The following is a 15800-nucleotide window of genomic DNA, read 5'->3' on the forward strand; positions in this document are numbered from 1 at the left end:
TAATGCTTTATGGAGGAGTTGTTCATTGTGGCTAATAATTTAGTAATTGTGGAATCTGCTGCAAAGGTTGCTACCATTAGCAAATTTTTAGGAAAGTCATATAAGGTTGAAGCATCTATAGGACATGTTAGAGATTTACCTAAAAGTCAGTTAGGAATAGATGTTGACAATGATTATGAACCTAAATATATTACAATCAGAGGGAAAGGCGAACTTATACAAAAACTTAGAAAAGAAGCAAAGAATGCAAAATGCATCTATTTGGCCACAGACCCAGATAGAGAGGGTGAAGCTATTGCTTGGCATTTATATTTTGCATTGCGATTGGAGGGTAAGATTGTTAAAAGAATAACTTTTAATGAAATTACAGAAGTTGCTGTAAAAGATGCTCTTAAACACCCTCGAGATATAAATTTAGATTTGGTAGACGCTCAGCAAGCAAGACGAATTTTAGATAGATTGGTAGGTTATAAAATTAGCCCTATATTGTGGAAAAAAATTCGCAAAGGGCTTAGYGCAGGACGAGTACAATCGGTTACTTTACGACTGATTTGCGATCGAGAAAAAGAAATTACAGAATTTATAGAACAAGAATATTGGTCTGTAAAAGCTTTGTTTAAAATGAGTAAAACAAAGGGCTTTGAAGCTACATTAGAAAAAATTAATAACAAAAAATTTGAACTTAAAAATGAAATTGATACTCAAAAAGTTATAGATGAATGTGCACATAATAACTTTATAGTTTTAAAGTGTAAAAATGGAGAAAAAATTAAAAATTCGCCACTTCCATTTACAACAAGTACTATGCAACAAGAAGCAGCAAAGCAATTAGGATATTCAACTCAAAAAACTATGAATATCGCTCAGCAACTATATGAAGGAATTAAAATCGAGAAAGAACAAGTRGGTATAGTATCTTATATTCGTACCGATTCTACTAGAATTTCGGAATCTGCTTCTCTTGCAGCAAAAGAATATATTATCAATACTTTTGGAGAAAACTATCTAAAACAAAATGAAAAAAACAATAAGAAATCTAAAAATATCCAAGATGCTCACGAAGCGATTAGACCAACGTATTTAGAAAAAAATCCCGCAAGCCTAAAAGAATATTTATCTCGTGACCAATATAGGTTATATAATTTGATTTATAATAGATTTTTAGCGAGTCAAATGAAAGAAGCATCATTTATAACGCATTCTATTAAAATTCAAAATGGAAAATATACTTTTGGAGCCAGCTACCAAAAAGAAAAATTTGATGGATTTTTGAAGATATATAAAGAAGCAGATGAAGAAAAAAGTTCTAAAGAAATTACTGTTGTAGAAGGTGAAGAGTTGACTCTTATTAAAATTGATAAAAATCAACATTTCACTAAACCCAAAGCAAGATATCAAGAAGCATCATTAGTTAAAACATTAGAAGAAAACGGAGTTGGTAGACCAAGCACTTATGCTCCTACAATCACCACTCTGCTAGCAAGAGGGTATATCACAAAAGAGCAAAAAGTATTGTATCCTACTGATCTTGGAGAAATTGTTAATAATATAATGCTCAATTATTTTGACGAAATAGTAGATGTTGAATTTACCGCTCAACTTGAAAGAATACTCGATGAAATTGCCATGGGAAATATTGAATGGAAGGAAATCATCAAAGCATTTTATCCTAATTTTGATAAAACAGTAAAAAAAGCCGAAGAAGAAATTAAAAATATCGACGTTACCGAAGTAACTAATATTCCTTGCGAAAAATGTGGCACAAATTTGGTAGTACGGTATAGTAAATATGGCAAATTTTTTGGTTGCCCTAATTTTCCAGAATGCACATTTTCAAAACCCTGGTTTGAGCCTATCGGAGTTAAGTGTCCTTTATGTGGCGGAGAAGTGATTTTGAAAAAAAGTAAAAAAGGTAGAATTTATTATGGTTGCGAGAATAATGCAGATGATAAATGCTCTTTTATATCTTGGCAAAGACCTACTGGAGAGCTCTGTCCTATTTGTGGTGATATTTTGGTTGAAAAGGGTAAGAATAAAAAAATTGTATGTGTCAACGAGACTTGTAATTATGGCAAGGAAAACAAAACGAAAAAAGAGTGAAAATATGCAAACGACAAAGAATTTTAAAAATATAGTTATAAATAATACACCATTAATTGATGTTAGAGCAGAAGTCGAATTTAACAAAGGTGCATTTTTAAATGCTGTTAATATACCTATTATGGATAATTTAGAACGTCATGTAATAGGTATAGAATACAAACAACATGGTAATGATAGTGCAGTAGAATTAGGTCATGAGTTAGTTTCTGGACAATTACGAGAAACCCGAATTTGTAAATGGGTTGATTTTATAAACAACAATCCTACTGCRATTATATATTGTTTTCGTGGAGGGCAACGCTCCAAAATTGCACAGTCATGGATCGAAAAACGACTAGGTCGTCAGATAGAACGATTAGAAGGTGGTTATAAAGCTTTTCGACATTATCTGATGGAGAATCTGCAACCACAGTATGCTCCACAACATATTATGATTTTGGGTGGATACACAGGAACCGGCAAAACTAAATTGCTAGCAGAGTTTTCAGCAACTGTCGATTTAGAAAAACTAGCCAATCATCGAGGGTCATCATTTGGTAGACATATTGACCCTCAGCCATCTCAAATCAATTTCGAAAATAATTTGGCATATGCTATGATACAAAACAAATATAAAAATTATAAATATATGTTACTTGAAGATGAAGGTCGACACATTGGAGCTAACTTTATCCCACCTGATCTTGCAGCACATTTTGCTAATGGTAAATTAATTATATTACAAGAAGATATAGAAACTAGAGTGAATATAACACATTCAGAATATGTTATAGAAGCACAAAAAGAATATTGCGATGCCTTAGATCCAGATATAGGATTATACGAATGGGCTAAATATATTATGAGCAGTATCGACAGATTAAAAAAACGACTCGGAGGTCTTGCAACTCAGAATCTAATCAACAGCTTTAATGCTGCTTTTAGCAAACAATTAATATTTGGTCAAACTGATATGCATAAAGATTGGATCAAGATGCTATTAATAGATTATTATGATCCTATGTATAAGTATCAACTGAAAAATACTTCTAAAAAAATTATCTTTATGGGAAACACTAATGAAGTACGAAATTTTTTAAAAGGAGAGTTATAAACAATGAGTGATTTAGATATCGCACAAGCAGCAACTATGCTACCTATTACAGATATCGCAGCAAAAATCGGTATTGCAGCAGAAGATATTGAACAATATGGAAAGTATAAAGCAAAAATTGCAAACAGTATCTATAATAAAGTAAAAGATAATCAAAATGGCAAACTTATTTTAGTAACAGCCACAAATCCAACTCCAGCTGGGGAAGGCAAAACTACAATTACAGTCGGGTTAGGTCAAGCACTGAGTAAATTAGGCAAAAATGCTATAATCGCTTTGAGAGAACCATCACTTGGACCTTGTTTTGGAATTAAAGGTGGAGCTGCAGGTGGTGGATACTCTCAGGTCGTACCTATGGAAGATATAAATCTACATTTTACCGGTGACATACACGCAGTAGGAGCATGTAATAACCTGTTATGTGCCATGATTGATAATCATATTCACCAAGGCAATGAGCTAGGAATCGATCCTGCAACCATCACTTTTAAGAGRTGTGTTGATTTAAACGATAGGGTTTTACGTGAAATAATAGTRGGTCTAAATTCRCAGGCAAACGGAGTCATTAGGCAAGACGGATTTATGATCACCGTTGCTTCTGAAGTGATGGCTATTTTATGCTTAGCAAATGATTTGGAAGATTTGAAAACYAAACTTGGCAATATAATGATAGGATACACCTACGATAAAAAGCCAATTTATGCAAAAAATTTAAAGGCCCAAGGAGCAATGGCAACTCTTCTCAAAGATGCAATAAATCCTAATCTTGTTCAAACYTTGGAAAATACTCCAGTTTTAATGCATGGCGGACCTTTTGCAAATATTGCACATGGATGCAATAGCATAAGAGCCACAACTTTAGCAATGAAGCTTTGTGATATAACTGTAACAGAAGCTGGATTTGGRGCAGATTTAGGTGCCGAAAAATTTATGGAYATTAAATGTCGTCAAGCAAATATTGCCCCTGATGCCGTTGTATTAGTAACTACMATTAGAGCACTAAAATATAATGGCGGAGTCAAAAAAGATTTAACCACAGAAAATTTAAATGCTCTTCACAAGGGTAGCGAAAACCTAAAGCGTCATATTCACAACCTTAAACAATTTGGAGTTCCTGTGATTGTAACATTGAATGCATTTGTAACTGATACTGCCGCAGAAATAGACGCAGTAGAGGAAATTTGTAAAACTCAAAATGCTAAATTTTGCGTTTCTAAAGTATGGGAACTTGGTGGAGAAGGCGGGTTGGATCTTGCCAACGCAGTTGTTGATGTATTAGAAAACGAACCAGCAGATTTTAGATTTTTATATGATGATTCAACATCTATTATCGATAAAATCACCAAAATAGCAACGAACATATATGGGGCATCAGCAGTCAAAATAGATTCTTCTGCCAAAAAAGAGATTGCGAAGATTGAGGAATTAGGCTTTTCCCATTTACCAGTGTGTATAGCAAAAAATCAGTATTCCTTTTCAGATAATGCAAAATCTTTGGGAGCGCCAACAGAATTTATAACTACAGTAAAAGAGATTCGTTTATCTGCAGGAGCAGGATTTGTTGTTGCACTTACAGGTAACGTAATGACAATGCCTGGATTACCAAAAATTCCATCTGCTGAAAAAATCGATATTGATAAAAATGGTGTAGTAACGGGGTTATTTTAAATGAATATAGAAACTAAAAAAATAGATGGTACAAAAATCGCTTCTATTATCAAACAAGAAGTTAAAGATGCTGTTGAAGCAATGGCTCCTGAAACTGTAGGGTTATCTGTTATTACTGTTCAAACAAATTCGTCGGCCCAAATATATATCAAGAACAAGCAAAAAGCCTGCGATTATGTTGGAATAAAATCTCAAATCTACACATTAGATGAAAGTAGCACAACAAATAATGTACTAGAATTAATTGAGGTATTAAATGATTCTCATTCTGTGGATGGAATATTGGTTCAATTACCACTTCCTAAACATATGGATCAATCGACTATTATAGCTGCTATATCTCCTTCTAAAGATGTTGATGGCTTTTCAAAAGAGAATTTAGCTGGTCTCATTGCAGGCGGTTCTTCCTTTGAAAGTTGTACTCCATTGGGAATTATGGCGCTTTTAAAACATGAAAATATTGAAATAGCCGGCAAAAAATGTGTTATTATAGGACGCAGTAATATTGTAGGAAAACCTTTAGCATTAATGCTTTTAAACGAAGATGCGACAGTTTGTATCTGCCATTCAAAAACTGTTAACTTAGCGAATGAAATAAAAACAGCCGATATACTGATTTCAGCTGTAGGCAAAGCAAAATTTATTACTGGAGCAATGATTAAACCTAAAGCTGTCGTAATAGATGTAGGAATAACCCATGACGAAAATGGTAAATTATGCGGGGATGTTGATTTCGATTCTTGCTTGGGTATTGCAGAGTATATTACTCCAGTACCTGGTGGGGTTGGACCTATGACCATTGCTATGTTGCTTAAAAATTGTGTACGAGCTGCACAATTACATGTTTAAATATGGAAAGGAAGTTGTTAGGTGGCAAATACAGTTACATTTTTATCACTGGGATGTGATAAAAATTTAGTAGATAGCGAACATATGTTAGGCCTTTTAAACGAAGGAGGTTTTGTATTAATAAGCGAAGAGGATAAAGCTGACGTTATTATCGTTAATACTTGCTGTTTTATAGATGATGCAAAACAGGAAAGTATTGATAGTATATTAGAAGTTGCACAATATAAAAAAACAGGAAATTGCAAGGCATTAATTGTAACAGGATGTATGGCAGAAAGGTATAAAACCGAATTGTTAGAAGAGATGCCAGAAGTGGATGCTGTGGTCGGCACTACTTCTTATGATAAAATTGTTCACATCGCAAGAAATGTACTAGACCAAAATGAAGTAAAGCAACACTTCGAAGATGTCAATCGACCACATTTGGAGAATATGCCAAGAGTATTAACCACTGGAGGTTATTTCGCATATATAAAAATTGCCGAAGGATGCAACAGTCATTGTACCTATTGTATAATCCCATCTCTTCGTGGTCAATATAGAAGCCGTCCAAAAGAAAAGATTGTTGAAGAGGTTATGCAACTAGCAGAAGATGGAGTAAGTGAAATTATTTTGGTAGCACAAAATACTACAATGTATGGAATCGATAAAGGATATACGCTCACAAATTTACTGCAAGAACTTTCTGATATAGATGGTATCGAATGGATTAGAATATTGTATTGTTATCCCGAAAATATTACAGATGAATTGATCGAGGAAATTAAGGTAAATTCCAAAGTTTGTAAATATTTGGATATTCCTATTCAACACTCTTCGGATCAGATTTTAAAACGAATGAACAGAAAAAGTAGCAACGCATTTTTAAAACAATTGATCCAAAAATTACGTGATAATATCCCGAATATAATGATTCGATCTACTTTGATAGTCGGATTTCCTGGAGAAACAGAAGAAGATTTCAATAATTTAATTGACTTTGTAAAAGAAACTAAACTGGATCGTCTTGGAGTTTTTACGTATTCTCAAGAAGAAGGCACCCCTGCTGCTAAACTTGCAAATCAAATTGATGAGCATATCAAAGAATCGCGTAAAAACACAATTATGAAAATCCAGCAAGAAATTTCTAAACAAATTTGTGCTACAAAAGTTGGCAAAATTTTTAGAGTTTTAATAGAAGGAAAACTAGAAAAGGAGGATGTTTATATTGGCAGAACTTATGGCGATGCACCTGTGGTAGATTCAAAAGTTTTTGTAGAATATGAAGGCGATTTGATGTGTGGAGATTTTATTTCTGTGAAAATTACTCAAGCTGATGAGTATGATTTGATTGGAGAAGTAGTCTATGAATATTGCGAATAAGCTTACAACACTTAGAATTATTTTAGTATTTGTATTTATGACAGTAATATGGATTCCCTTTTTTAACTTTATCACCACTTTATGGATTTCTTTAATTATATTTATTATAGCTAGCTTTACTGATTTTCTTGATGGATATTTGGCCCGAAAATTAAATTTAGTTACAAATTTAGGAAAATTTATGGATCCACTTGCAGACAAGATGCTGGTCTGTACTGCTATGATTGCTCTTATTGATATGGGGAAATCTGTCCCCAATGGCGTCTTACCCGCTTGGATAGTCGTGCTGATTTTATTAAGAGAATTTATGGTTTCTGGGGTTCGACTAATAGCAGCTGGGCAAAATATCATTGTCAGTGCCAATATGCTCGGAAAAATTAAAACTGTTGTACAAATGATCATGATTATATTTTATTTATGTCCGTATACAAACGATTTTATGAGTACAACTGCGACGATATTAGCTTATTGTTCATTGGTTCTTACCATTGTTTCTGGCGTAAAATATTTGGTGGATAATAAGGAAGTATTTAACGAAAAATAAGTTTTGCTACTTTAATGTGGCAAAGGAGGGAGATATGATTTCAGATTTTGTTCCACAAACACATGTGAAAGGTTATTTTATAACCAAAAATAAGCAAATTCTTAAAAATAAAAATGGTAAAGACTACCATTCTCTTAAATTACAAGATGAGAGCGGTATAATTGATGCCAAAGTATGGGCATTTCATACAGCAATTGAACCATACCAAAGTGAACAGGTTGTTTATGTAGAAGGAGAGGTTACACTTTTTTTAGATCAGCCTCAACTAAACATATTTAAAATCAGACCTGCTAAAGAAGGCGAATATGATCTCGCAGCGCTGATTCCACATACTAATAAGGATATTGCAAAATTAGAAGAAGAGCTCTATAAATATATTGATATTGTTCAAGATGCTGACATGAAAAGATTATTAGAAACAATATTTTTAGACGAACAGACTCATAAAAAATTCTTCACCAAGCCTGCAGCAAAAACAATTCATCATGCATATTTGAGCGGATTACTAGAACATTCTATCACGATGACTCAAATTGGAGTATTCCTTAGCAATTTGTATGAACATGCAAATAAAGATTTAGTAATTACCGGCTGTCTTCTTCATGATATTGGCAAAATAGACGAACTCTCTGGATTTCCAGAAAATGAATACACAGATGCAGGGCAATTGCTAGGTCATATTGTATTAGGCACCAATCGAGTAGCCTTAGAAATTTCAAAGCTAGATGGATTCAATCCTGATGTCGCTAATTTTATATTGCACATCTTAATATCTCATCATGGAGAGCAGCAATATGGATCTCCAGAAGTTCCAAAATCAATCGAAGCAATGATTGTTCATCTTGCAGATTATACAGATTCTAGGCTAAAGATGTTTGAAGAAATTTTGACCGCAGCTAAAGATGCAAAATACACAGGATTTAATAAAATTTTAAATCGTAATATTAGAAATACTGGTTACTCCCCTCACTTATAGAAGTGGGGGCTTTTTRGTCCATATTAGMAAAWGAGTTTAGGAGATTTATATGTTAGAAGTTTTAATGTGCGTATATTTAATATGCATATCTATATCTGATGCTGCAACGAAAATAATTCCACCCAAATTTACTGCAGCAATAATGTGTTTGGGAATTATAAATACAGCAATGAATGCTAATAATATTGTTGAACACATTGTAGGAATGTTGATAATTCCGAGTATTCTATTTTTGATCATAGTTTTCACAAAAGAACAAGCAATGGGTGGAGGAGATCTAAAGTTGATGACAGGTGCTGGGCTGTATTTGGGTTCATCAAAAATTATGATAGCCTTTTCTACAGCTTGTTATATTGCATTATTTTGGTATGCAGTAAAATCAATTGCCGGAAATCCAGAAAGGGAATTTGCATTTGGACCTTATCTTGCAATTGGAATTGTGGTAGCCATGTTTATGAGATAAATAACTTGCTTTGTATCAGCAATTCTTGCAAAAAAATCGATACCTATCATAAGAAAGTGAGATAAATATGAACTTATATAATTTAAAAAAAGAGATATTGAATGGATATCAGCTGTCAAAAAATGAGGCTATTCAATTAGTTGATGAAGATTTAAACTTACTTTGCAAATTTGCAAATGAGATTAGAGAACATTTTTGCGGCAGCCAATTTGATATTTGTACAATTATAAATGCAAAAAGCGGTAGATGCAGTGAAGATTGCAAATATTGTGCTCAATCTGTACATTATAAGACGGTGTGTACAGAATATCCTTTGTTATCTAGCGATATCATTAAAAAGGAAGCAATTCGAAATGCGAAACAAGGAGTTATGCGTTATTCCATGGTTACATCTGGAAAAAACGTAACTGATGCCGAAATTGATACAATTTGTGATATAGCTGAAAACATGCGAGATGTTCCTATTAAGCTATGTGGCTCATTTGGTCTTTTAAAAAGGGCACAGTACGAAAAATTATATCACGCAGGTCTTACTAGAATGCATAATAATCTTGAAACTTCCCAAAGAAATTTTCCGAATATGTGTAGTACGCATAGTTTTGAAGATAAAATCGCGTCAATCAATGAAGCAAAATCTGTAGGAATGTATATTTGCAGTGGGGCTATTATTGGAATTGGCGAAACTTTTGAAGATAGAATAGACTTAGCGTTTTCTCTTAGAGAGCTGAATGTTCAAAGTGTTCCGATCAATATGTTAAACCCTGTCAAAGGAACACCTTATGAAACACTGGATAAAATCACTGAAGAAGATTTTCGAAAAACGGTGGCTCTTTTTAGATTTATATTACCAACAGCATATTTAAGACTTGCAGGTGGCAGAGGGCTTATGAGTGATAGTGGTTACTCACTTTTTCGCTGCGGAGCAAATGCCACAATTACTGGAGATATGCTAACAACAGCTGGAATATCAATGGAAGAAGACATTCAGAAGATCAAAGAAATGGGATTTCATTTTTAAACAGCAGAACATTATTAATGTTATTAAGCAAACAAAAAAACTAAGCAAAGCTTTGATGCTTCACTTAGAATCAGTTATCAAACATATAAARAAACTCTCAAATTAGGCTTGAAGACCACTTGGCAATCTGTTATATTTCAGCCCACCTCTCACTATTGCTGGCATATCTATATAAGGCTTGGACGATTTGCCAGTAACCTTCTAGTTTAGAGCAGTTGAACCATATGCATAGTTATAAAGAGTATATCCTGTCTGCACTCCGTTATCTCTAAAATCATATTTGTAAAGAACATTTCCTGTATCTTCGTATGTATATAAACTAAAGAAATTTTTCAGATTCCCTGGGCTAAAAAATTGCTCATGCCTAACTATATTTTGCGCAGAATCATAGGCATTAGTGATTACATGCTGTAAAACTCCATTCATATAATATCTCTCTGTAATTTTATTTCCGTATATATCGTAAGAATATAGATAATACTTATCTAATTGATTATTTATATAAAAATTATGTCTGATTAAATTGTGATTATCATCATATTCAAATATCTCAAATGAAGTAGGTTGATCTACAGATGTACGATTAATTTTGATTTGATCACCACGTGAATCATACTCATAGGTAGAACGGTTGATAAGAGGTCCCTTTTCGCTATCTAAATAATCACTAATTTGGGTAATATTGTCATATTCATCATACTTAGTAATACGAACGACCGTTTGATCTGCTGTCGTAAAAGTTTCTTTTACCACATTTCCTTTTGGATTGTAATCTGATACCACTGCTTCTGGTGCCGCATTCAAGCTGTCGTACACATATGTTGTCGTTTTAAGTATGTCATATTCATAAATTTTAGAGTTAATCAAACTATTTTGTACATACAATTCATACTTTAACAGCTTTCCATTTGTATCATATTGATATGTTTTCGTTTCCACTGCATCAAGATTATTCATTGAATTTAGACTATAATTTGTTTCTATTATTGACAGTCCATTTGTATTATATTGATAGTCATATATTGTTCTAGCTTGCTCTGTATAGTTTTGAACTTTGTCTTTTCTTCGGTAATCAATCAAGCCATTTGATAAATATTCTGTTGGAGCTACAATAATAGGTTCACCTTTTTTCGGTTTGGGATCTTCTGGAAATGCTGGTCCATCCGGTCCCGTATAAAAACTTTTGCGTACAATATTTCCAGCAGAGTTATATTCATACACTTGCAGCGAATCCATTACATTAGTAACTTGATAGTGCATTTCCTTAACCAGTGGAAATGTTGCCATATGCTCGGTCGAAGGCAACGATGCATCCACATAAGCATAAATAAAATTAGTCGACATGGCCAAACTACTGATTAATATCATACATGTTTTTTTTATTTTCATGAACTTATTCCTTTCCAAAATTATTTCTACCTATACTAAATATTATGTCGACAAATTTTTGTATATTCTTAATAGAAATAAAAAAGCCATATCAAATAGTTAATATGGCCGAAGGTTTTTTTTGTTGCGCTATATATAGTTGAATATCAGAATTTTTATTATTACCTTTTAATATATTTTTAGCGCTGAGGTATGCTAATTCTGGTACATTATTTTCCTCACTAATATGAGCCAAGATAGCCCATTTTAAATTTTTGTGATACACATCTAATAATAGTTTGGCGGCATCATCGTTAGAAAGATGCCCTATGTTACTTGCAATGCGCTTCTTTAGAAAATACGGATATTTTCCAACTTCCAATAAGTTTAGCTCGTGATTGAACTCTAAAACAATTCCATTACAATCAGATAATTCTGATACAATATTTTGATCAATAGTTCCGCAGTCTGTTAAATATCCTATTTTCTTTGTTGTTGTATTAAATACATACCCTACAGGATCCACTGTATCATGCGAAATGCTAAAGGCCTTAATTCGCAAAACATTAGCTATGAGAACAGGAACTGCCACGTCTATAATTTTTATATTTGTTACTTTGCCCATTAGCTCTTTGGCTAGGATTACATCCCAAGTTTTTTGAGTCGCATATATGGGAGTGCCAAACTTTCGTGAAAAAAATCCAACACCCTTGATATGATCATCATGCTCGTGCGTAATAAAGATTGCAGTAATATCTACTGGATCAACACCAATTTGCTTAAGTTTTGCTATTACTTGAGTTACGCTAATACCAATATCTACCAAAATACGAGCTTTCCCCGCCTTTATATATGTGCAATTACCTTTACTTCCACTTGCTAAAATACATAATTTCATATCCATTTCTACATTCTAAACATTAAATCTAAACAAAATTATATCGCCATCTTTAACGACATACTCTTTCCCTTCAACGTTTACTAATCCTTTCTCTTTTGCTCCATTATATGAACCACACGCTACCAGATCATCAAAGTTGACCACTTCTGCTCGTATAAATCCTCTTTCAAAATCTGAATGAATTTTTCCAGCTGCTCCCGGAGCTTTGGTTCCTTTTGTAATTGTCCATGCACGAACTTCTTTTGGTCCTGCTGTTAAATAACTTATTAATCCTAGTAATTTATAACTAGCATTGATTAACTTGGCAAACCCAGTATCTGTAATKCCCAGATCCTCCAAAAAGATTGCTTTTTCTTCGGCATCAAGTTCTGATAATTCTTGTTCAATTTGAGCCGAAACCACAAACACTTCCGATCCTTCAGTCTTTGCAAAATCACGTAATTGCTTTACATACTCATTTTCTGTCACAAGATCTGCTTCTGCAACATTTGCTGCATATAAGGTAGGCTTTTGACTGATAAGCCCCAGATTTTTTAACAATGCTGCCTCGTCATCATCTTCTGTCTCCATACTTTTTGCAGGCTGACCTTCTTCTAAATGCGCGTATAGTTTTTCAAGAAATACAACTTCCTTTTGTGCCGCCTTATCTGCTTTGGCAACTTTTTTGGTCTTTGCAATACGACGATCTAGCACTTCCATATCCGACAATATCAATTCTAAATTTATCGTTTCTATATCTCTTACAGGGTCGATAGTTTTGTCCACATGAATAATATTTTCATCTTCAAAGCAACGCACCACTTGAACAATCGCATCAACTTCTCTTATATGCGACAAAAATTGATTGCCCAAGCCCTCCCCTTTACTAGCGCCTTTTATCAACCCCGCTATATCTACAAACTCACATACTGCTGGTATAACTTTCTCGCTTTTATACATTTCRCTTAATACATCTAATCTGCTATCCGGCACATTCACTCTTCCGGTATTTGGTTCTATTGTACAAAACGGATAATTCGCAGCATCAGCTTCCATTTTTGTTAACGCATTAAATAATGTACTCTTTCCGACRTTCGGAAGCCCCACAATCCCTAAATTCATATTTCTTCATTCCTTTCTCAAATATTTTCCTATTATACAAGACTTTTTTTCAACTTGCAACAAAAAAGGCGAGCATCCTCGCCAAAGTTTACTTTATTTTCCCTAGACAAAAGCCTAGCATTAATGATAAAATACATGGTATGATCAATAAGACCGAATAGGGATTACAAATAGCTTTTTTAATTTCTTGTTCTGGTTCATATACTTCATGCTGTTTTTGTGCTACTCTATAGTGTCTACAAGTTTGATTTGCCATAAATCACCTCAAATAAAATATTTTTACTCTATAACAGTTTGTACAAAAACTAAAAATTTCATACCATTTTTAAGGAGCAAAATATGCCAAATATATATTTTCCAAACATAGGACTTTCGTTCAATATTGATTCGGTAGCTTTTTCCATTTTTGGACTGCCAATCTATTGGTATGGAATCATAATAACAACAGGGATTATTCTAGGAACGCTGCTATGTGCGCAATTAGCCAAAGTTGAAAAAATTTCTCCTGATTCCGTTTATGATTTCATTATGATTGATATTATTTTTGCTATCATTGGTGCCAGAATCTATTATGTAGCATTCAAATGGGACTACTATAGTAACAACATCGGTCAAATTTTTAATTTACGCCAGGGTGGCATCGCCATATACGGCGCCATCATTGCATCTATCATCGTTGCCATTGTCTACACCAGAATTAAGCGCATCAATTTGCTACAATTCGGAGATATATGGGCTCCAGGCCTTTTGTTAGGTCAGGCCATCGGTCGCTATGGCAACTTTGTTAATAAAGAAGCTTTTGGTGATTATACCGATGGATATTTTGCAATGCGCATTCTAAAAAGCGACGCCGCGCATTCTCTTACACCTACTATTTTAGATAATTTAGTAATCGATCAGGGCCTAACATACATCCAGGTCCATCCAACATTCTTTTATGAATCTACCTGGAACATCGTTTTATTAATTATATTGCTAATCTACTATAAACGAAAAAAAGCACACGGCGAAATTTTCTTTTGGTATATAATAGGATATGGAATCGGTCGCTTTTGGATCGAAGGCCTTCGCACAGACCAACTCGTAATACCTGGCATCGGAATACCGATCTCTCAACTTGTTGCACTATTTTCTATTATAGTCGGCATTCTAGGCTGCTTAGTTGTTCGAAAAAAAGCTAGCAAAAGGATCTTTAGTCTGTGATATGAAAATCGGAACAATCGAAATACCCAATAACATCGCTCTGGCGCCAATGGCTGGATTTACTGACTTACCTTATCGAAATATTTGCAAAGAGTTTGGAGCCGGACTTGTATATACAGAAATGGTGAGTGCAAAAGCTCTACTCTACGAAAATGATAAAACTTGCGTATTATTACAAGTTGCTGATACTGAGCATCCGGTAGCGGCACAGTTGTTTGGCAGCGATCCCAGTATCTTATCTGCTATGGCACAGCAAGTATCTGAGAGTTCTGTAGATTTTATAGATCTCAACATGGGCTGTCCTGCACCCAAAATTACAAAAAATGGCGAAGGCTCTGCTCTCCTTGCTAACCCTAAGTTGGTTTATACAATAGTCAGTGCTGTTGCCAAAGCGTCGCCAAAGCCAGTGACCGTTAAAATTCGAAAGGGTTACACAGAAGTTAACGCAATAGAAGTTGCACAAGCAATCGAAGCTGCAGGTGCGTCTGCCATCACGTTGCATGGTCGCACCAGAGATCAGTTTTATTCTGGAGTTGCCGACTGGGACATTATAAAAAAGGTCAAATCCAAAATAGCCATTCCGCTCATAGGCAATGGTGATATCAAATCTCCCGAGGATGCAAAAGCCATGCTAGACTACACCAATTGCGATGCTATCATGATTGGCAGAGCGGCCCTCGGAAACCCTTGGATCTTTCAGCGCACGCTACACTATCTCAATACCGGAGAGCTTCTTCCAGATCCCACCTTACCAGAAAAAATAGAAATCATTTTGAAGCACACCCAAAGTTTAATTGCTTTCAAAGGCGAGTATATTGGCATTCGTGAAATGAGAGCACATTTATCGTGTTATATAAAAGGATTTCCACAAGCCGCCAAACTTAGAAGCGACTTAAACAAGGCAACTTCATTAGATGATATTAAATATGAATTAAATAAACTTTTATAAAGTAGATTTCGGTCTACTCTTTTTTTATGCTAAAAAACTGAAACCTTCAAAAATGATATTAAATTCTCTAATTAGATAAAAATCACAAATAAATATCTCAAATAATCCTATGCATAGGTATTTTGCTATTCTTCATTGACAAACATTACAATTTATGTATAATATTAGATACAAATATCTAGGAGGTAACTTATGAATCATA

14 protein-coding genes are annotated in these 15800 nt (G+C 34.1%); 11 read left to right on the forward strand and 3 right to left on the reverse strand.

Annotation, left to right across the window (positions count from 1 at the left end):
• The first annotated feature begins 27 nt into the window (after positions 1-27).
• From topA to bioB, 9 genes are all read left to right on the forward strand, one after another.
• Positions 28-2100, forward strand: a complete 2073-nt coding sequence (gene topA, locus EPU_RS10085; protein ID WP_029488353.1) for a type I DNA topoisomerase — start codon at positions 28-30, stop codon at positions 2098-2100.
• Positions 2069-3196 carry a tRNA 2-selenouridine(34) synthase MnmH gene (gene mnmH, locus EPU_RS10090; RefSeq protein ID WP_010169028.1) on the forward strand — a complete coding sequence of 376 codons (1128 nt, stop codon included), beginning with the start codon at positions 2069-2071 and terminating at the stop codon, positions 3194-3196. Before topA ends, mnmH begins: the two co-directional genes overlap by 32 nt.
• 3 nt (positions 3197-3199) lie before the next feature.
• Positions 3200-4864, forward strand: coding sequence for a formate--tetrahydrofolate ligase (locus EPU_RS10095; RefSeq protein WP_029488355.1), 1665 nt, complete (start codon positions 3200-3202; stop codon positions 4862-4864).
• Positions 4865-5713 carry a bifunctional 5,10-methylenetetrahydrofolate dehydrogenase/5,10-methenyltetrahydrofolate cyclohydrolase gene (locus EPU_RS10100; RefSeq protein ID WP_010169032.1) on the forward strand — a complete coding sequence of 283 codons (849 nt, stop codon included), beginning with the start codon at positions 4865-4867 and terminating at the stop codon, positions 5711-5713.
• Between the two features lie 21 nt (positions 5714-5734).
• The gene (gene rimO, locus EPU_RS10105; RefSeq protein ID WP_010169035.1) at positions 5735-7075 is read left to right on the forward strand and encodes a 30S ribosomal protein S12 methylthiotransferase RimO; all 1341 of its coding nucleotides are present in this window, start codon (positions 5735-5737) and stop codon (positions 7073-7075) included.
• A complete protein-coding gene (gene pgsA, locus EPU_RS10110) occupies positions 7059-7619 on the forward strand; it encodes a CDP-diacylglycerol--glycerol-3-phosphate 3-phosphatidyltransferase (protein WP_010169037.1) in 561 nt (186 codons plus the stop codon). Before rimO ends, pgsA begins: the two co-directional genes overlap by 17 nt.
• A 34-nt stretch (positions 7620-7653) precedes the next feature.
• Complete coding sequence (locus EPU_RS10115) at positions 7654-8595, forward strand: 3'-5' exoribonuclease YhaM family protein (protein WP_010169039.1); 942 nt, start codon at positions 7654-7656, stop codon at positions 8593-8595.
• 49 nt (positions 8596-8644) lie between these two features.
• Positions 8645-9058, forward strand: coding sequence for a prepilin peptidase (locus tag EPU_RS10120; protein WP_010169041.1), 414 nt, complete (start codon positions 8645-8647; stop codon positions 9056-9058).
• Positions 9059-9125: 67 nt separating this feature from the next.
• Complete coding sequence (bioB, locus tag EPU_RS10125) at positions 9126-10076, forward strand: biotin synthase BioB (protein ID WP_010169043.1); 951 nt, start codon at positions 9126-9128, stop codon at positions 10074-10076.
• Between the two features lie 201 nt (positions 10077-10277).
• On the opposite strand, the gene EPU_RS10130 is transcribed toward bioB, so the two are convergent.
• The 3 genes from EPU_RS10130 to ychF all read right to left on the reverse strand — a co-directional run bounded on the left by EPU_RS10130 (position 10278) and on the right by ychF (position 13446).
• Positions 10278-11420, reverse strand: coding sequence for a hypothetical protein (locus EPU_RS10130; RefSeq protein ID WP_156778435.1), 1143 nt, complete (start codon positions 11418-11420; stop codon positions 10278-10280).
• Between the two features lie 136 nt (positions 11421-11556).
• Complete coding sequence (locus tag EPU_RS10135; protein ID WP_029488356.1) at positions 11557-12342, reverse strand: MBL fold metallo-hydrolase; 786 nt, start codon at positions 12340-12342, stop codon at positions 11557-11559.
• 15 nt (positions 12343-12357) lie between these two features.
• Positions 12358-13446, reverse strand: coding sequence for a redox-regulated ATPase YchF (gene ychF, locus EPU_RS10140; protein ID WP_029488357.1), 1089 nt, complete (start codon positions 13444-13446; stop codon positions 12358-12360).
• 339 nt (positions 13447-13785) lie between these two features.
• Between ychF and lgt the strand changes: the two genes are divergently transcribed.
• Together lgt and dusB are read left to right on the forward strand one after the other, a co-directional pair.
• Positions 13786-14649, forward strand: a complete 864-nt coding sequence (gene lgt, locus EPU_RS10145; RefSeq protein WP_010169050.1) for a prolipoprotein diacylglyceryl transferase — start codon at positions 13786-13788, stop codon at positions 14647-14649.
• A gap of 1 nt (position 14650) precedes the next feature.
• Complete coding sequence (gene dusB, locus EPU_RS10150) at positions 14651-15598, forward strand: tRNA dihydrouridine synthase DusB (protein ID WP_010169052.1); 948 nt, start codon at positions 14651-14653, stop codon at positions 15596-15598.
• Positions 15599-15800: the final 202 nt, after the last annotated feature.

It is taken from the genome of Candidatus Epulonipiscium viviparus (assembly GCF_000171335.1).
GTDB classification, from domain to species: Bacteria; Bacillota; Clostridia; order Lachnospirales; family Cellulosilyticaceae; genus Epulonipiscioides; species Epulonipiscioides viviparus.